The sequence below is a fragment of the Lelliottia sp. 489 genome, assembly GCF_050435885.1.
Classification (GTDB): Bacteria; Pseudomonadota; Gammaproteobacteria; order Enterobacterales; family Enterobacteriaceae; genus Enterobacter; species Enterobacter nimipressuralis.
In genome coordinates this window covers 109060-126829 of sequence record NZ_JBNDLC010000008.1, presented here as the reverse complement: position 1 = coordinate 126829, position 17770 = coordinate 109060, and the positions used below count along the sequence as shown (strand labels likewise).

The 17770-nt window shown below is 57.1% G+C and carries 16 protein-coding genes; 11 read left to right on the top strand and 5 right to left on the bottom strand.

Translation table 11 applies throughout. The annotated features are described in order from the left end of the window. The first annotated feature begins 12 nt into the window (after positions 1-12). From ABIE11_RS19770 to ABIE11_RS19755, 4 genes are all read left to right on the top strand, one after another. Positions 13-954: an ABC transporter substrate-binding protein gene (locus ABIE11_RS19770; RefSeq protein ID WP_100777973.1), complete on the top strand. Its 942-nt coding sequence runs from the start codon at positions 13-15 to the stop codon at positions 952-954. Positions 955-1033: 79 nt separating this feature from the next. Further along, positions 1034-1720, top strand: a complete 687-nt coding sequence (locus ABIE11_RS19765) for a D-lyxose/D-mannose family sugar isomerase (RefSeq protein WP_429185184.1) — start codon at positions 1034-1036, stop codon at positions 1718-1720. 10 nt (positions 1721-1730) lie between these two features. Next, positions 1731-2591 (top strand): ketose 1,6-bisphosphate aldolase, encoded by an 861-nt coding sequence (locus tag ABIE11_RS19760; RefSeq protein ID WP_429185203.1) that lies wholly within the window; start codon positions 1731-1733, stop codon positions 2589-2591. Then, entirely contained in the window at positions 2591-3583 is a 993-nt protein-coding gene (locus tag ABIE11_RS19755; RefSeq protein ID WP_429185183.1) for a carbohydrate kinase family protein, read from the top strand. Before ABIE11_RS19760 ends, ABIE11_RS19755 begins: the two co-directional genes overlap by 1 nt. Here the strand turns inward: ABIE11_RS19755 and ABIE11_RS19750 are convergent. Continuing rightward, the gene (locus ABIE11_RS19750; RefSeq protein WP_100777977.1) at positions 3580-4311 is read right to left on the bottom strand and encodes a response regulator; all 732 of its coding nucleotides are present in this window, start codon (positions 4309-4311) and stop codon (positions 3580-3582) included. The two genes, ABIE11_RS19755 and ABIE11_RS19750, sit on opposite strands and share 4 nt — an antisense overlap. Positions 4312-4569: 258 nt before the next feature. Between ABIE11_RS19750 and fdhF the strand changes: the two genes are divergently transcribed. The 3 genes from fdhF to ABIE11_RS19735 all read left to right on the top strand — a co-directional run bounded on the left by fdhF (position 4570) and on the right by ABIE11_RS19735 (position 7986). After that, positions 4570-6717, top strand: a complete 2148-nt coding sequence (fdhF, locus tag ABIE11_RS19745) for a formate dehydrogenase subunit alpha (RefSeq protein WP_123429900.1) — start codon at positions 4570-4572, stop codon at positions 6715-6717. A 324-nt stretch (positions 6718-7041) separates the two neighbouring features. Continuing rightward, complete coding sequence (locus ABIE11_RS19740; protein ID WP_102105728.1) at positions 7042-7194, top strand: Hok/Gef family protein; 153 nt, start codon at positions 7042-7044, stop codon at positions 7192-7194. A gap of 117 nt (positions 7195-7311) precedes the next feature. Next, the gene (locus ABIE11_RS19735) at positions 7312-7986 is read left to right on the top strand and encodes a tetratricopeptide repeat protein (protein ID WP_409256365.1); all 675 of its coding nucleotides are present in this window, start codon (positions 7312-7314) and stop codon (positions 7984-7986) included. Positions 7987-8044: 58 nt separating this feature from the next. Here ABIE11_RS19735 and gltP read toward each other — a convergent pair whose 3' ends face one another. Beyond that, on the bottom strand, positions 8045-9358 hold the full coding sequence (gltP, locus tag ABIE11_RS19730; RefSeq protein ID WP_100777981.1) for a glutamate/aspartate:proton symporter GltP: 1314 nt from the start codon (positions 9356-9358) through the stop codon (positions 8045-8047). Between the two features lie 420 nt (positions 9359-9778). Between gltP and acs the strand changes: the two genes are divergently transcribed. The 3 genes from acs (at position 9779) to actP (ending at position 13789) form a co-directional block, all read left to right on the top strand. Then, complete coding sequence (gene acs, locus ABIE11_RS19725; protein ID WP_100777982.1) at positions 9779-11737, top strand: acetate--CoA ligase; 1959 nt, start codon at positions 9779-9781, stop codon at positions 11735-11737. A gap of 91 nt (positions 11738-11828) precedes the next feature. Continuing rightward, on the top strand, positions 11829-12143 hold the full coding sequence (locus ABIE11_RS19720) for a DUF485 domain-containing protein (protein ID WP_100777983.1): 315 nt from the start codon (positions 11829-11831) through the stop codon (positions 12141-12143). Further along, positions 12140-13789: a cation/acetate symporter ActP gene (gene actP / locus ABIE11_RS19715; protein WP_100777984.1), complete on the top strand. Its 1650-nt coding sequence runs from the start codon at positions 12140-12142 to the stop codon at positions 13787-13789. Before ABIE11_RS19720 ends, actP begins: the two co-directional genes overlap by 4 nt. Positions 13790-13826: 37 nt before the next feature. Here the strand turns inward: actP and ABIE11_RS19710 are convergent, their stop codons facing one another. Then, the gene (locus ABIE11_RS19710) at positions 13827-14516 is read right to left on the bottom strand and encodes an LrgB family protein (RefSeq protein ID WP_100777985.1); all 690 of its coding nucleotides are present in this window, start codon (positions 14514-14516) and stop codon (positions 13827-13829) included. Continuing rightward, complete coding sequence (locus tag ABIE11_RS19705; protein ID WP_149045025.1) at positions 14509-14919, bottom strand: CidA/LrgA family protein; 411 nt, start codon at positions 14917-14919, stop codon at positions 14509-14511. The genes ABIE11_RS19710 and ABIE11_RS19705 overlap by 8 nt, the downstream gene beginning before the upstream one ends. A gap of 102 nt (positions 14920-15021) precedes the next feature. Here ABIE11_RS19705 and ABIE11_RS19700 point away from each other — a divergent pair, with 102 nt between their 5' ends. Continuing rightward, positions 15022-15909 carry a LysR family transcriptional regulator gene (locus tag ABIE11_RS19700; RefSeq protein WP_429185179.1) on the top strand — a complete coding sequence of 296 codons (888 nt, stop codon included), beginning with the start codon at positions 15022-15024 and terminating at the stop codon, positions 15907-15909. Positions 15910-15978: 69 nt separating this feature from the next. Here the strand turns inward: ABIE11_RS19700 and ABIE11_RS19695 are convergent, their stop codons facing one another. Beyond that, entirely contained in the window at positions 15979-17622 is a 1644-nt protein-coding gene (locus tag ABIE11_RS19695; protein WP_100777988.1) for a Na+/H+ antiporter, read from the bottom strand. Positions 17623-17770 lie beyond the last annotated feature (148 nt).

Here is a 17770-nt window from a genome sequence, read left to right as displayed (position 1 = left end):
GAGGATAACAGCATGAGATTGAAGCCATTGGTCACCGCGCTCTGTGCTGGCGCACTGCTTGCCGCAGCCCCGTTTGCGCAGGCGAAAGATCTGAAATCCATCGGCGTGACGGTGGGCGATCTCGCCAACCCGTTCTTCGTGCAGATCACCAAAGGTGCGGAGCTTGAAGCCCGCAAACTGGCGGGAGATAACGTAAAAGTGACGCTGGTCTCCAGCGGCTACGATCTGGGCCAGCAGGTTTCTCAGATTGATAATTTTATCGCCGCGAAGGTCGATATGATCATTCTCAATGCCGCTGATTCGAAAGGGATTGGCCCGGCGGTGAAGCGCGCAAAAGAAGCAGGGATTGTGGTGGTCGCCGTTGACGTGGCGGCCGAAGGGGCCGACGCCACTATCACCTCGGATAACACCCAGGCGGGTGAAATGGCCTGTAAATACATCACCGATCGCCTGAAAGGCAAAGGCAACGTGGTGATCATCAACGGACCGCCGGTCTCTGCGGTACAGAACCGTGTGGAAGGCTGTCAGACCGAGTTCAAGCGCCACCCGGATATCAAAGTGCTGTCGGATAACCAGAACGCCAAAGGCAGTCGCGAAGGTGGCCTGGAAGTGATGACGGCGTTGCTGGCCGCGAATCCGAAGATCGACGGTGTCTTCGCGATTAACGATCCGACAGCGATCGGTGCCGATCTGGCGGCGAAACAGGCACAGCGCAGCGAATTCTTTATCGTTGGCGTGGACGGCAGCCCGGACGGTGAAGAGGCGCTGAAGCGCGAAAACTCTCTGTTTGTGGCAACCCCTGCGCAGGATCCGCAGGTTATGGCGGCCAAAGCGGTAGAGATCGGCTATGACATTCTGCAGGGCAAACCGGCACCCAAAGAGCCGGTGCTGATCCCGGTGACGATGATCGATAAGAAGAGCGTCGGGACGTACAAGGGGTGGACGGTTAAATAAGGTTTGTGCGCGTTGATGCCCTCACCTCTCCCGCAAAGAGGGTGAGGGGTCAGCACAGCGCACCACTACAGGAGTTCCCATGAAACGCTCCGAAATCAACGAAATCCTCGGCCATACGCGGCAGTTCTTTTCGATGCATGACGTACACCTGCCACCGTTTGCCAGTTTCCCGCCGACCCAGTGGCGGCAGCTCGATCGCCTCGCCTGGCGCGAAGTCTTCGATCTCAAACTCGGCTGGGACGTCACCGCCTTCGGCGGCAACCATTTTGCCGCACAGGGACTCACCCTTTTCACTCTGCGCAACGGCTCGCCGAACGGCGTACCTTACGAAAAATGCTACGCGGAGAAGATCATGCACGTCCGCGACGGGCAGGTCACGCCGATGCATTTCCACTGGCGTAAACGCGAGGACATCATTAATCGCGGCGGAGGAAATCTGATTATTGAGCTGTGGAACGCGGGCGGGCATGAAGAGACGGAAAACACCGACGTTACGGTGGTGGTTGACGGCTGCATTCAGACTCACGCTCCCGGCAGCCAGCTGCGCCTCACACCAGGGGAAAGCATCTGTCTCACGCCCGGCCTGTACCACAGTTTCTGGGGGGAGCGCGGCTTTGGCGATGTGCTGGTCGGCGAAGTGTCATCCGTGAATGACGATGATCACGACAACCACTTTTTACAGCCGCTCGCGCGTTATAACAATATTGAAGAAGACGAAACGGCGGTGCTGGTGCTCTGTAACGAGTACAGCCTGTTTCGAACCTAAGGAGTGAATGATGCCGCTAATTTCTCTCGCCGCCGGGCTGGAACACGCCCGTGAACATCGCTACGCCCTCGGCGCATTTAACGTTCTCGACTCCCACTTTTTGCGCGCCCTGTTCGCCGCGGCAAAACAGGAGCGCTCGCCCTTTATCATCAACATCGCCGAAGTGCATTTTAAGTATTTATCGCTCGATTCATTAGTTGAAGCGGTCCGGTTCGAGGCCGCGCGACACGATATTCCGGTGGTCCTCAATCTCGATCACGGCCTGCATTTTGAGGCGGTGGTGCGGGCGCTGCGCTTAGGCTTCAGCTCCGTGATGTTTGATGGCTCCACCCTGAGTTACGAAGAGAATATTCGCCAGACCAGGGAAGTCGTGAAAATGTGTCACGCCGTAGGGGTGTCGGTGGAGGCCGAACTGGGCGCCGTGGGCGGTGACGAGGGCGGTGCGTTGTATGGCCATGCCGATGAAGCCTTTTTCACCGATCCGGCTCTGGCGCGCGATTTTGTCGATCAGACCGGCATTGACGCGCTCGCCGTCGCCATCGGCAATGCGCACGGCAAATACACAGGCGAGCCGAAGCTCGATTTCGCGCGGCTTGATGCGATCCGCCTGCAAACCGGCCTGCCGCTGGTGCTGCACGGGGGTTCCGGGATCAGCGACGCCGATTTCCGCCGCGCGATTGAGCTGGGCATTCACAAAATCAATTTCTACACCGGGATGTCGCAGGCGGCGCTGGCCTCCGTCGAGCAGCGGATCACCCATCGTCAGCCGATTTACGACGAATTTGCCGAACTGCTGCTGGGCATTGAAGAGGCGATTACCGACACCGTATCGGAACAAATGCGCATCTTCGGTAGCGCGGGGAGAGTCTGATGGTACGCCGGGGCGTTATCGCCGCAGGGAATATGCTCGTCGACCACGTGCATCAGATTGTGCAGTGGCCGGAGCGCGGCTGGCTGGCGGAAATTATTCACAGCGAACGGGCCACCGGCGGCGCGCCGCTGAACGTCCTGCTGACGCTCGCCAAAATGCACGTCGGCATGCCGCTGCAGGCGGTGGGGCTGATTGGCGACGACAGTGACGGGGACTACATTCTGGCCATGCTCGATCAGTACCACGTCAACCGCCAGCGGGTGCAGCGCACCACTTTTGCGCCGACCTCCATGTCGCAAGTGATGACCGATCCCAGCGGGCAGCGTACCTTTTTTCACTCCCCGGCGGCCAACCGGCTACTGGATCTTCCGGCCTTCGACCGCCTCGACCCGACGATGAAAATTTTCCATCTCGGCTATTTGCTGCTGCTCGACAGCCTGGATATGCCCGACGACGAGTTTGGCACCCGCAGCGCACGCCTGCTGTCTCAGATGCGCGATCTGGGGTATGAAACGTCACTGGATTTGGTGTCGCGCAAAGGCGATCCGCGCTATCAGCCGCTGGTGCTCCCTGCCCTGCGCTATGTGGATTATCTGGTGATTAACGAGCTGGAGGCCGGTGAGTTTAGCGGGCTGGAGATGCGCGACGAGTTTGATGCGCCGAACATTCTGCATATCGCCGAAGCCGCGTCGCAACTGCTGGCGGCCGGAGTGCGTCAGCGCGTGGTCATTCATTGTCCGGAAGGCGCCTGGGGCGAAGCGCCGGGTGAGCCAGGCCAGTGGGTGCCGTCACGGCAGCTTGAAAAGGATGAGATTATCGGCAGCGTCGGCGCGGGCGATGCGTTTTGCGCGGGCTTTTTGTACGGCTGCCACGAGGCGTGGTCGCTGCCCGAGAGCATTGCCCTGGCGCACGCCTGCGCGCGGGCCAGCCTGCTGGCGGCCAATGCCATCGACGGCGCGAAAACGCTGGACGAACTGAAGTTGAATCTTTAAGCGGCTTTGTCGTGGTGAGACACGTCTGCGGCGAACACGTAGCCGAGGCCGCGAATGGTTTTGATCAGCAGCGGCTGATGAGGGTTAATTTCGATTTTTCGCCGCAGGCGCATGATCAGCACGTCGATGGTGCGGTCAAAGACCTCGGCGCTTTCGCTGTGGGTCAGCTCCAGCAGCTGTTCGCGGCTCAAAACCCGCCGGGCATTCTGCGCGAGGGCCAGCAGTAAACCGTACTCCCCCTGAGTTAACGGCACCGTCACCTGCTTCGGGTCGCTTAATTCGCAGCGGGTGGTGTCGAGGGTCCAGCCGTTGAAGCCCATGCCCGACGCGCGCGGTGCGGTGGGTTCCGCCGCCAGCACGCCCGTGCGGCGCAGTACCGCTTTTACGCGGGCGACCACCACGCGCGGATTAAACGGCTTGCCGATGTAATCATCCGCGCCCATCTCCAGCCCCACCACGACGTCCGATTCGCTGCCAAGGCCGGTGAGCATAATCACCGGCAGCTCGGCGCGCTGCTTTTGTAGCTGCTGTAAAACCTGTAACCCGTTGATATCCGGCAGCATCATATCCAGCAATACCAGCGCAATACCCGGTTCTCGCTGAGCCAGCGCCAGCGCATCCAGCCCGTTGTGACAGACGTGCACCGTAAAGACGTGCTCGTTAAGCACATCCTGCAGCAGCTCGCAGACCGCCGTATCGTCATCAACCACCAGAATCGCCGGTTTCATCGTATGCTTCCGTCAGGGGATTATGTTAAGTCTGACCTATTCTGCAAACGGCTCCAGCCAAATCCATTGTTGCGTGATGGAATTTCAACCCATGTCACATCCATTGCCCTTTCGACACGTCAATTTTGACGATTGCCTGCTTCTCGTCAGGGTTTTGACCAAACTTTGGCCGTAAAGTCAGGGGATACCCACAATAAAAACATGGCATAGAAGCTGCATAATGGGGTGGGAAAGCATTGATTAACTGGAGCGAGACCGATGAAAAAAGTCGTCACGGTTTGCCCCTATTGTGCCTCAGGTTGCAAGATAAACCTGGTGGTCGATAACGGCAAAATCGTCCGGGCGGAGGCTGCACAGGGTAAGACCAATCAGGGTACGCTGTGCCTGAAAGGCTACTATGGCTGGGATTTTATTAACGATACCCAGATCCTCACCCCCCGTCTGAAAACCCCTATGATTCGCCGTGAGCGCGGCGGCAAGCTGGAGTCCGTCTCCTGGACGGAAGCGCTGGACTATGTCGCCCGCCGCCTGAGCGAGATCAAAGCCAAATACGGCCCAGACGCGATCCAGACCACCGGCTCTTCACGCGGGACGGGGAATGAAACCAACTATGTAATGCAAAAATTCGCGCGCGCCGTTATTGGTACCAATAACGTCGACTGCTGCGCTCGCGTCTGACACGGCCCATCGGTTGCAGGTCTGCACCAGTCGGTCGGTAACGGCGCAATGAGTAACGCTATCAACGAAATCGATAACACCGATCTGGTGTTTGTTTTCGGCTATAACCCGGCGGATTCCCACCCTATCGTGGCAAATCACGTCATTAACGCGAAACGCAACGGGGCGAAAATCATCGTCTGCGATCCGCGTAAAATCGAAACCGCGCGCATTGCGGATATGCATATCGCCTTACGCAACGGCTCGAATATCGCGCTGCTTAACGCCATCGGGCACGTGATCATTGAAGAAAACCTCTATGACCAGGCCTTTGTGGCCACACGTACGGAAGGTTTCGAGGAGTATCGCAAGATTGTCGAAGGCTATACGCCGGAGTCGGTCGAAGAGATTACAGGCGTCAGCGCACAAGAGATTCGCCAGGCTGCGCGCATGTACGCCGCCGCGAAAACCGCGTCGATTCTGTGGGGCATGGGTGTAACCCAGTTCTATCAGGGCGTGGAAACCGTGCGGTCACTGACCAGCCTCGCAATGCTGACGGGCAACCTCGGCAAACCGCATGTGGGCGTAAACCCGGTGCGCGGGCAGAACAACGTTCAGGGTGCCTGCGACATGGGCGCACTGCCGGATACCTATCCGGGCTATCAGTACGTCAAGTACCCGGAAAACCGGGCGAAATTCGCCAGGGCCTGGGGCGTTGAAAGCCTGCCGGAGCACACGGGCTATCGCATCAGCGAGCTGCCGCACCGCGCAGCACACGGTGAAGTGCGTGCCGCTTACATCATGGGCGAAGATCCGCTGCAAACCGACGCTGAACTGTCGGCGGTGCGCAAAGGCTTTGAGGATCTCGAACTGGTGATTGTGCAGGACATCTTCATGACCAAAACCGCGGCGGCGGCGGATGTGATTTTACCGTCAACGTCGTGGGGTGAGCACGAAGGCGTCTATACGGCAGCGGATCGCGGTTTCCAGCGCTTCTTTAAAGCGGTCGAGCCGAAGTGGGATCTGAAAACGGACTGGCAGATTATCAGCGAAATCGCCACCCGCATGGGCTACCCGATGCACTACAACAATACCCAGGAGATCTGGGATGAGTTGCGCAATCTGTGTCCGGATTTCACTGGGGCGACCTACGAGAAGATGGGCGAGCTGGGGTATATTCAGTGGCCATGCCGGGACGAGTCCGAGGCGGATCAGGGGACGTCATACCTCTTCGCCGAGAAGTTCGATACCCCGAACGGGCTGGCGCAGTTCTTCACCTGCGACTGGGTGGCGCCTATCGACAAACTCACCGACGAGTACCCCATGGTGCTCTCGACGGTGCGTGAAGTGGGCCACTACTCCTGTCGCTCGATGACCGGGAACTGTGCCGCGCTGGCTGCACTGGCAGACGAGCCGGGCTACGCGCAGCTCAACACCGCCGATGCCGCCCGTCTGGGCATTGAGGATGAAGCGCTGGTGTGGGTGAATTCGCGCAAAGGCCGCATCATCACCCGCGCACAGGTCAGCGATCGCCCGAACAAAGGGGCGGTTTATATGACCTACCAGTGGTGGATTGGTGCCTGTAACGAGCTGGTGACGGAAAACCTCAGCCCAATAACCAAAACACCTGAGTATAAATATTGCGCCGTGCGCGTGGAGCCAATTGCCGATCAGCAAAGCGCCGAGCAATATGTGATTGATGAATACACGAAACTGAAAGCCCGCCTACGCGAAAGCGCAATGGGTTAAATAAGTAGATGTTCAATGAATAAATGGGGTGAGATATTCACCCCATTTTTATTTGTATATTTAGCATTAATTTTATCAATATTATTCTGGAATGTAGCTCGCAGAAATCAATGCAACTTTTAAATGCGGGAATTACATCTTTGCATTTTAATTCAGAAGGATAAGATGGCGGCGGGTGCTTAAGACTTTCTGTTTTGAGCATGTGTGAGGAGCAGAAAGTTGAAAGCCCCGGGAAAGTTAAACTCACCCGAGGCTACAAAACAACATCAACTCCCACAAGTTGAAGTTAGCCTCTTATTCTTATAAATGCAAGGAGTAAAAGGCATGACGCCATTAAAAACTGTGTTAGGCATTGTTTTTATTATTTGCCTGACCATCGTGATTTTTACCTTTATTAATCGCGGCAAACTTTGTGAGCTGACAATAAAGAGTGAACATCAGGAAGTGGCGGCAAAATTAGCCTGTATATCAGGATGATTTTGTGGGCGGGGAAACCCGCCCGGCTTGTCTGGACGTTGAGGTCTTAACGCACCCTTTTTATTCTTCATTGACCGCGCTTATACTGCGCGCTATGTACCCGGATGATAAGAACTCATGAAAACCCTTTTGATGTTGCTCTTCCTTTTTACCGCGTTTGCTCACGCTGACGAACCCGGTAGCCAATATAAAGAACAGGCCGAAGCGGGCGACGCGCGCGCTCAGTACTATCTGGCCGATACCTACTTCAGCGCAGGTGACGATCAGCAGGCTGCGCTGTGGGCGGAGAAAGCGGCAAAAGGCGGCGATGTCGATGCCGTGGCGCTGCTGTCACAAATCCACTTTAAGCATGCCGATTACGCCCAGTCCAAAACCCTGGCGCAACAGGCGACCATTGCTGGCAGCAAACGCGGGGCGATCATGCTGGCGCGCCTGCTGGTAAATACGCAGGCCGGTAAAACGGACTATCCGCAGGCAATCAAACTGCTGCAAACCGCCACGGATGATATCGACAACGACTCTGCAGTCGATGCCCAGATGCTGCTGGGGCTGATCTACGCCAACGGCGTATCGATGGCTCAGGACGATGCTCAGGCGCAAATGTGGTTCAAACGCAGCTCAGCGCTTTCGCGAACCGGTTACGCGGAATATTGGGCAGGAATGGTTTTCCAGCAGGGCGAAAAAGGGTTTATTACCCCGAACAAACAGAAGGCGCTGTACTGGTTCAATCTGAGCTGTAGCGAAGGGTTTGATACCGGATGCGAAGAGTTTGATGCCTTGAGCGGGGAGTAACTCCCCACGCTTAAAAAAGTGAGCCGGGTCAGGCGAAACCGCCCCCCGGCTTTTTATATTACTGATCGGCAGTCTTATCAAAACGACCCAGCACGTCGCGTTCGTACGCCAGCGCCTTTTTGCGGTCGAACTGATGTTCCCACTTGGCGATCACCAGCACCGCCAGCGCATTCCCCACCACATTCAGCGCGGTACGCGCCATATCGAGGATACGGTCAACACCGGCGATAAACGCCAGGCCTTCCAGCGGAATACCGACGCTACCAAGCGTTGCCAGCAGCACCACGAAGGAGACACCCGGCACGCCTGCGATCCCTTTCGAGGTCACCATAAGGGTCAGCACCAGGACGATCTCCTGCCACAGGGAGAGATCGATACCGTACAGCTGCGCGATGAAAATTGCCGCGATACTTTGATACAGGGTTGAGCCATCGAGGTTAAAGGAGTAGCCCGTCGGCACCACGAAACTGGTGATCGACGCCGGCGCGCCGTAGGCTTCCATCTTCTCGATAATACGCGGCAGCACGCTCTCGGAGCTGGCGGTAGAGTACGCCAGAATCAGCTCGTCTTTCAGGATGCGAATCAGGATCCAGATGCTCAGGCCGCACAGACGCGCAACCAGCCCCAGCACGACCAGCGCAAAGAACAGAATCGCGAAGTGAACCAGAATCACCAGCTTCGCCAGCGGCCACAGGGAGGCAAAGCCGAAGTTCGCAACGGTCACGGCAATCAGCGCGAACACACCCACAGGGGCGTAGCGCATCACCATGTGTGTCACTTTAAACATGGTTTCGGAGATAGAACGGAACACGGTCACCAGCGGTTCGCGGTGCGTGGCAGGCAGGGAAGAGAGGCCCAGACCAAACAGCACCGAGAAGAAGATAATCGGCAGCATTTCGCCCTTCGCCATCGACGCCACGATATTGGTCGGCACCAGCGACAGGATGGTTCCCATCAGGCCATGCGCATGGCTTTGCACGTCTGCGGTTGTGCTTTGGTATTTCGAAATATCCACCGTTGCCAGCTGCGACATATCAATCCCGGCACCCGGCTGGAACACATTCGCCAGCGTAATACCCAGAATGATAGCAACCGTAGTGATCACTTCGAAATAGATGATGGTTTTCGCACCGATACGCCCGAGCTGCTTCGCATCACCGACACCGGCAATACCGACGATAAGCGTTGAGATCACAATCGGGACGACAATCATTTTGATCAGGTGAATAAAGATATCGCCCGCCGGTGACAGCATATTCGCCACCAGCCACTCGCGGTCGTCACTGTGATAATGCAGATAACTGCCCAGCAAGATGCCCAGCACCATGGCCAGCAAAATTTGCCAGGCGAGGCTGATTTTCAAGTTTTTCATAAAAACAGACTTCCTCAATGAAGCGCCCTTCCCCCATCACTGGCAGGAATGACACATACTGAAAGGGTATGAATTGTGTTGCGTTGGTTTATGGGGTTTTTTAACGCGCCGTATCAGTATCATTTGCATGGCCTGCTGCGCAAGCCTTAAAGAACAAGGCTTTCCACTGCAAAAAGGTCATAGGACGCTAATTTGTAATAATTCTTATAAATAACCTTTTGTTATAAAAACGGTTTTTTTCAACTAATTGTGAATAATCGACAGTGTAAATTATTTTCCTTCAAAGTTTCATTTGCTGCTTTTTTCACCTGTTCATTTATTGCGTGATCTGTCGCCCAAATAACAAACAAAGCTACCAAAGCCCCTACAATTAACGTTTTTGCGACATATTATTAACATCCTAAAAGGAGAACAAAAGCCATGAGCGAAATTCACAAACATGACATTCCCGCAAATATTGCGGACCGTTGCCTGATAAATCCGGAGCAGTACCAGCAAAAGTATCAACAATCTCTCACCGACCCTGATGCCTTCTGGGGCGAGCAGGGCAAAATTCTTGACTGGATCACCCCCTACCAGAAGGTGAAGAACACCTCCTTCGCGCCAGGCAATATCTCGATTAAATGGTACGAAGACGGCACCCTGAACCTGGCCGCGAACTGCCTGGACCGCCATCTGGCCGAGCGCGGCGATCAGACCGCCATTATCTGGGAAGGCGATGACGCCTCGCAGAGCAAACACATCACCTATAAAGAACTTCACCGCGACGTCTGCCGCTTTGCCAACGTGCTGTTAGCGCAGGGCATAAAAAAAGGCGATGTGGTTGCCATCTATATGCCTATGGTGCCGGAAGCGGCTGTGGCGATGCTCGCCTGTGCGCGCATCGGTGCCGTACATTCGGTGATTTTCGGCGGTTTCTCGCCGGAAGCCGTTGCCGGGCGCATCATTGATTCCAGTTCAAAACTGGTGATCACCGCCGATGAAGGCGTGCGCGCCGGTCGCGGCATTCCGTTGAAGAAAAACGTCGACGAAGCGCTGAAAAACCCGAACGTCAAAACCATCAGCAACGTCATCGTCCTTAAGCGCACCGGCGGCAACGTCGAGTGGAAAGAGGGGCGTGACCTGTGGTGGAGCGACCTGATTGAAAAAGCCAGCGACCAGCATCAGCCCGAAGCGATGAACGCGGAAGATCCGCTGTTTATCCTCTATACCTCCGGCTCGACCGGCAAGCCGAAAGGTGTGCTGCACACCACCGGCGGCTATCTGGTTTACGCGGCCACGACCTTTAAATATGTCTTCGACTATCACCAGGGCGATGTTTACTGGTGTACCGCCGACGTGGGCTGGGTCACCGGCCACAGCTATCTGCTGTACGGCCCGCTGGCCTGCGGTGCGACTACACTGATGTTCGAAGGCGTTCCGAACTGGCCGACACCTGCCCGTATGTGTCAGGTGGTTGATAAGCATAAGGTCAACATTCTCTACACCGCGCCGACCGCGATCCGCGCGCTGATGGCCGAAGGCGACAAAGCCATCGAAGGCACCGACCGCTCATCCCTGCGCATTCTTGGCTCCGTAGGAGAGCCGATTAACCCGGAAGCCTGGGAGTGGTACTGGAAGAAAATCGGCAACGAAAAATGCCCGGTGATGGACACCTGGTGGCAGACCGAAACCGGCGGCTTCATGATCACTCCGCTGCCGGGCGCAATCCCGCTGAAAGCCGGTTCCGCGACTCGTCCGTTCTTCGGCGTGCAGCCTGCGCTGGTGGATAACGAAGGTAACCCGCTCGACGGCGCGACCGAAGGCAACCTGGTGATCACCGACTCCTGGCCGGGCCAGGCGCGTACCCTGTTTGGCGATCACGATCGCTTCGAGCAGACCTACTTCTCGACCTTTAAAAACATGTATTTCAGCGGCGACGGCGCGCGCCGTGACGAAGACGGCTACTACTGGATCACCGGGCGCGTGGACGATGTCCTGAACGTCTCCGGCCACCGTCTGGGCACCGCTGAGATTGAGTCGGCGCTGGTTTCCCATCCGAAAATCGCCGAAGCGGCGGTGGTTGGGATCCCACACAACATCAAAGGCCAGGCGATTTACGCCTACGTCACCTTGAACCATGGCGAAGAGCCGACGCCTGAGCTGTACACCGAAGTGCGTAACTGGGTGCGCAAAGAGATCGGCCCACTCGCCACACCGGACGTGCTGCACTGGACCGACTCGCTGCCGAAAACCCGCTCCGGCAAGATCATGCGCCGCATACTGCGCAAAATCGCTGCGGGCGACACCAGTAACCTCGGTGATACCTCAACGCTCGCCGATCCTGGCGTGGTGGACAAACTGCTCGAAGAGAAGCAGGCCATCGCAATGCCTTCGTAACTGAGTTCCCCTCAACCTAACCCTCTCCCAGACAGGGAGAGGGAATAATAAAAACGCCCTTCCCTACACCAATACTCTGGAGAGTTCTGTGATGAATACTGATATTTATCAGCAGATAGAAAATAGTGCGCATTTCAGGGAGCTCGTCGAAAAACGGCAACGGTTTGCCTTCATCCTTTCCATCATCATGCTGATTATCTACGTCGGCTTTATTCTGCTAATCGCCTTTGCCCCGCACTGGCTGGGCACGCCCCTGCACGCCGGAACCAGCGTCACACGCGGGATTCCCATCGGCATCGGTGTGATTGTCATCTCCTTCGTGCTGACCGGCGTCTACGTCTGGCGCGCGAACGGTGAATTTGATCGTCTCAATAAAGCAGTACTGCGTGAGGTAAAAGCATCATGAAGCGAGTTCTGACGGCGCTAGCCGCCACACTGCCTTTTGCGGCGCATGCGGCCGATGCCCTGACCGGCGACGTCCAACGCCAGCCGACCAACTGGCAGGCGATTATCATGTTCCTGATTTTCGTGCTGCTGACCCTCTACATCACCTACTGGGCGTCGAAACGCGTGCGCTCGCGTAATGACTACTACACGGCGGGTGGCAACATTACCGGCTTCCAGAACGGGCTGGCGATTGCGGGCGATTTTATGTCAGCCGCATCGTTCCTCGGGATCTCCGCGCTGGTTTACACCTCCGGCTACGACGGTCTGATTTACTCGCTCGGCTTCCTCGTCGGCTGGCCGATTATTCTGTTCCTGATCGCTGAGCGTCTGCGTAACCTCGGGCGTTATACCTTTGCTGACGTGGCCTCGTATCGCCTGAAGCAAGGCCCGATCCGTACCCTCTCCGCCTGCGGTTCGCTGGTGGTGGTGGCGCTGTACCTGATTGCCCAGATGGTGGGCGCAGGCAAATTAATCGAGCTGCTGTTTGGCCTGAACTACCACGTCGCCGTGGTGCTGGTAGGCGTGCTGATGGTGATGTACGTTCTGTTCGGCGGGATGCTCGCCACGACCTGGGTGCAGATCATCAAAGCCGTGCTGCTGCTGTTCGGCGCAAGTTTCATGGCCTTTATGGTGATGAAACACGTCGGCTTTAGCTTCAACAACCTGTTCACCGAAGCAATGGCGGTTCACCCGAAAGGGGAAGCGATCATGAGCCCAGGGGGGCTGGTGAAAGACCCGATATCCGCGCTGTCGCTCGGTCTCGGTCTGATGTTTGGTACGGCCGGTCTGCCGCACATCCTGATGCGCTTCTTTACCGTCAGCGACGCTCGCGAAGCGCGTAAAAGCGTCTTCTATGCCACCGGTTTTATGGGCTATTTCTACATTCTGACCTTTATCATCGGCTTTGGCGCGATCATGCTGGTTGGGGCGAATCCGGCGTTTAAAGATGCGGCGGGACAGCTGATTGGCGGCAATAACATGGCGGCGGTACATCTGGCCGATGCCGTGGGTGGCAACCTGTTCCTCGGCTTTATCTCCGCCGTGGCGTTCGCCACGATTCTGGCGGTGGTTGCTGGCCTGACCCTGGCAGGCGCATCGGCGGTCTCTCATGACCTCTATGCGAACGTGTGGCGTAAAGGGGCAACGGAGCGTCAGGAGCTGAAAGTCTCTAAAATCACCGTGCTGATCCTGGGCGTGGTGGCGATTCTGCTGGGCATTCTGTTCGAGAAACAGAACATCGCCTTCATGGTCGGCCTGGCGTTCTCGATTGCCGCAAGCTGCAACTTCCCGATCATTCTGCTCTCCATGTACTGGTCAAAACTGACCACCCGTGGCGCGATGATTGGCGGCTGGCTGGGCCTGCTGACGGCGGTGATTCTGATGATCCTCGGCCCGACTATTTGGGTACAGATCCTCGGTCACGAAAAAGCCATCTTCCCGTACGAATACCCGGCGCTGTTCTCCATTGCCGTGGCGTTTATCGGAATTTGGTTCTTCTCGGCCACCGATAATTCACCGGAAGGAAATCTGGAACGCGACAAATTCCGCGCCCAGTTTATTCGCTCACAAACGGGTCTTGGGATCGATCAGGGCCGCGCGCATTAAGAACTAACTTTCCCCGGTCACGCTGGCCGGGGAGTCTTCAGAACATCACCCACGCCACCAGCGGGGCAACCAGCACCATCACCACACCGGACAGCATCATCACCAGACTGGCGACCACGCCCTCCTGCTGACCCATCTCATAAGAACGCGCCGTCCCCGCACCGTGCGACGCCGCGCCAAACCCGGCGCCTTTTGCCATCCCTTCGCGGATCGACAGACGTAAAAACAGCATATCGCCCACCGCCATCCCAAACACGCCGGTTACGACCACAAACAGCGCCACCAGATCCGGCTGGCCGCCGAGAGGTTTCGCCGCCGCAAGCGCAAAGGGCGTGGTGACGGAACGCACCGCCAGGCTGCGCTGGATCTCATCCGACAGAGTGAACAAGCGTGCCAGCCACACAGAGCTGGTCACTGCTACAACTGTTGCCGTTACAACACCCGCCGTCAGGGACATCCAGTGGCGTCGGATCACCGCCAGATTGTCGTAAACCGGCACGGCGAAGGCGATAGTCGCCGGGCCGAGCAGCCACAGCAGCCAGTGGGATTCACCGATGTAGTTTTGCCAGGAGATGTGGCCGAAGATCAGCATCAGCACCAGTAACAACGGGGTAAAGACCAGCGGCATCAGCGGCAGGGCGTGAAAGCGGCGATAGAGGCGTTTGTTGGCAAAATAGATCACCAGCGTGACCACCAGGCACAGCACGCTGATGTGAAAGTTAGTCATGCTTCTGCCTGCTGATCTCATAGCGATAGACTTTATCCACCACCCATCCCGTTGCGCCGAGCACCATCAGCGTGCTCAGGGCGATGACGGCAAAAATCCGCCAGCCGTCGACCATCAGCAGCTGCGCATAGTTCACCACCGCCACCACCGCCGGAACAAAGAACAGCAGCATTTCCGCCAGCAGCCAGCGAGAGCCCGCGCGGATCCAGTTCAGAGGGATGACGCGGCACAGAATGAGCGTCAGCATCAGTACCATTCCCACCAGATTGGCGGGCAGCGGGAGATGCAGCCAGGTAACGAGATATTCAGCGAAAACAAACAGCGCGGCATAAAGCAGTACCTGAACCGGTACCTGGAGCCGTTGCACAACAGCAGGCGTAACACGACCTAACGCCACGGCCATGGGGGAATTCCTCAGAAATGAGACGAGGCGCCAGTATAGTGACCACACGGAGTGGACAGAAATGAATTAAAATCATCAAAGGTATAGTTTCGAGGAATAATCATGGACATAAGAACGCTGCGCTATTTTGTCGAAGTGGTTCGCCAGCAGAGTTTTACCCGCGCAGCGGAGAAGTTATTTGTCACCCAGCCCACCATCAGCAAAATGCTGAAAAATCTCGAAGATGAACTGAACTGTACCCTGCTGATTCGCGATGGCCGCAAGCTGTTGCTGACAGACACCGGGCGCGTCGTGTTTGAGCGCGGTCTGGCGATTCTGGCCGAGTTCCGCCAGCTGGAAGCCGAGCTTGGCGATATTAACCACCTGAACAAGGGCCTGCTGCGCTTAGGCATTCCGCCGATGGTCGGCATGATGATGGCCGGACCGATCAGCCTCTATCGCCAGCGCTATCCCGGCGTAGAGCTGAAGATCTCAGAGTTCGGCGGGCTGACCGTCCAACAGGCGGTAATGAACGGCGAACTGGATCTGGCGATGACGGCCCTGCCAGTCGAAGAGGACAGCGGGCTGGCGACGCTGCCGCTGTTCAGCCACCCCCTGTGCGTGCTGGTCCCGCGCTCCGGCGACTGGCTGCAGATCGATACGGTAAAACCCGAGCTGCTGGCGGAGCATCCTCTGCTGATTTACAACGAGGATTTCGCCCTGAGCCGCCAGCTGATGCAGCTTTTTCATCAGCACGAGGTCAAACCGCGCATCGCCGTGCGCAGCGGTCAGTGGGATTTTCTTGCCGCCATGGTGCAGGCGGGCGTCGGGATTGCGATTTTGCCGCAGCCGATTTGCGAGCGCCTAGATAAGAACACGCTGCGCTGGATTCCGCTTGAGAGCGATCTGCACTGGCAGCTGGGGATGATTTGGCGCGAAGGGGTTTATTTGTCGCACAGCGCCCAGGCGTGGCTGACGTGCTGCGAGGGGTTTTGGGTCGCAGCGGAGTAAGTCCTGCGGCGGGTGTTCCCCCTCCCCCGAAAGGGAGAGGGAATGGATGCCGCCATCAGGCCGCGCGCCCTACTGTTCTATCAACAAGGCTTCCAGCAAATCCAGATCGTGCAGCAGTTTTTGCAGCGTCTCATTGCTGATCTGGCGCGTAGCACGCAGGTGGTAAAGCTCGGCTCGCTCTGAACGCAGCGCGGCCAGACGGAAGCGGCGCTCCAGATTCTCTTCCTGCATCGAACTTTCTACGTCGTTACGCCCATCGGCGCGGCGGCGCAGGTTACCAATCACCCGCGAGCTCACCTCTTTCAGCAGCTGATTATCTATGTTCTCTTCCGCATCGGACGCCAGACGCTCTTCCATCTTCTCAATCGCCACAATCGCCACTTCGGCGGTCGCCGCGCGCGCGATACGCTCCTCTTTATGCTGCTGGGAGTGGTCGGCCACCTCCAGGTGTTGCAGCAGAATAGGCAGCATCACCACGCCGATAAACAGCGAGAACAGGATCACGCCAGCCGCCAGGAACACCAGTTCGTAACGCGCCGGGAAGACGTTGCCATCCGGCAGCAGCAGGGGAATCGAGAGCACACCGGCGAGGGTAATCGCCCCGCGAACGCCCGCAAATGAGGCAATCAGCAGCTCGCGCGTGGTCCAGGAGCCAAACTCCATCGGCTTCTTGTGCAGAAAACGCAGGCTGAATTTTTTCATCGTCCACAGCCAGCCGAAACGCACCAGCATCAGCGCCAGGTAAATCAGCACGATATCGGTAAACAGCATCCAGGTTTCCACGTTCGGATCGGCTTCTGCCGCCACCAGCGAGGACTCCAGAATGCCCGGCAGCTGCAGGCCCAACAGCAGGAACACCATGCCGTTAAAGACAAACTCCAGCATCGCCCAGGTGCTGTTGGCGCGCAGACGCATCGCCAGCGGTGCGCGGCGCATCACGCCCGCTCGGGTGATGGTCATCCCCGCCGCGACGGCCGCCAGGATGCCCGATACGCCAATGTGTTCGGCAATCAGGTAAGAGGCAAACGGCAGCAGGAACAGCAGGACGATCTGTGTGGCGGGTTCGTCACCGCCCCAGCGGCTGAGGAACCCGAGCGAGCGACCGTACAGCCAGCTCACCACAAACCCGGCCAGGATGCCGCCAATCGCCACCTTAAAGAATTCAACGGTCGCGCCACCGATAGTAAAAATCATGGTTCCCATCGCCACTGCGACGGCAAATTTCAGCGCTACCAGACCGGAGGCGTCGTTCATCAGCGCCTCGCCCTGCAGGATGCCCATGATTTTCTTCGGTATCCGGCCTTCGCCGACGATACCGGAAAGGGCCACGGCATCCGTTGGCGACAGGACGGCGGCGAGTGCAAAGGCCGGTATCAGCGGAATGCCCGGTACCATCCAGTAAATCAGGAACCCTATCCCGACAACCGTGACGACGACCAGCGCCAGCGCCAGACCAAATATCTCTCGCCCGTGTTCAAGAAATTCACGCGTCGGCGTTTTCCAGCCGTCGGCAAACAGCAGCGGCGGAATGAACAGCACGAGGAACAGCTCGGGATCGAACTCAACGTGCAGGCCAAACGTCGGCCACGCCAGCAGCGCACCAATGGCGATTTGCATCAGCGGGAGGGGTAACTGGAAGGGTAGTACGCGGGTAACTACCCCGGAAAGTGAGACCACAAGGGTCATGATGAGTATTGTGAAGAAGATTTCCATGCGTTCCCTGTTTGCGTGTTTCTTATTGTGTATGCCCTAAATAAGTCGAGTTGAAAGAAGGTGGCAGTAAGTGCATCTCCATGAGCTTACTCAAGTAAGTGATGAGGGAGAATGACCGCAGCCAACGCACGTGCAACTAAACGTATGA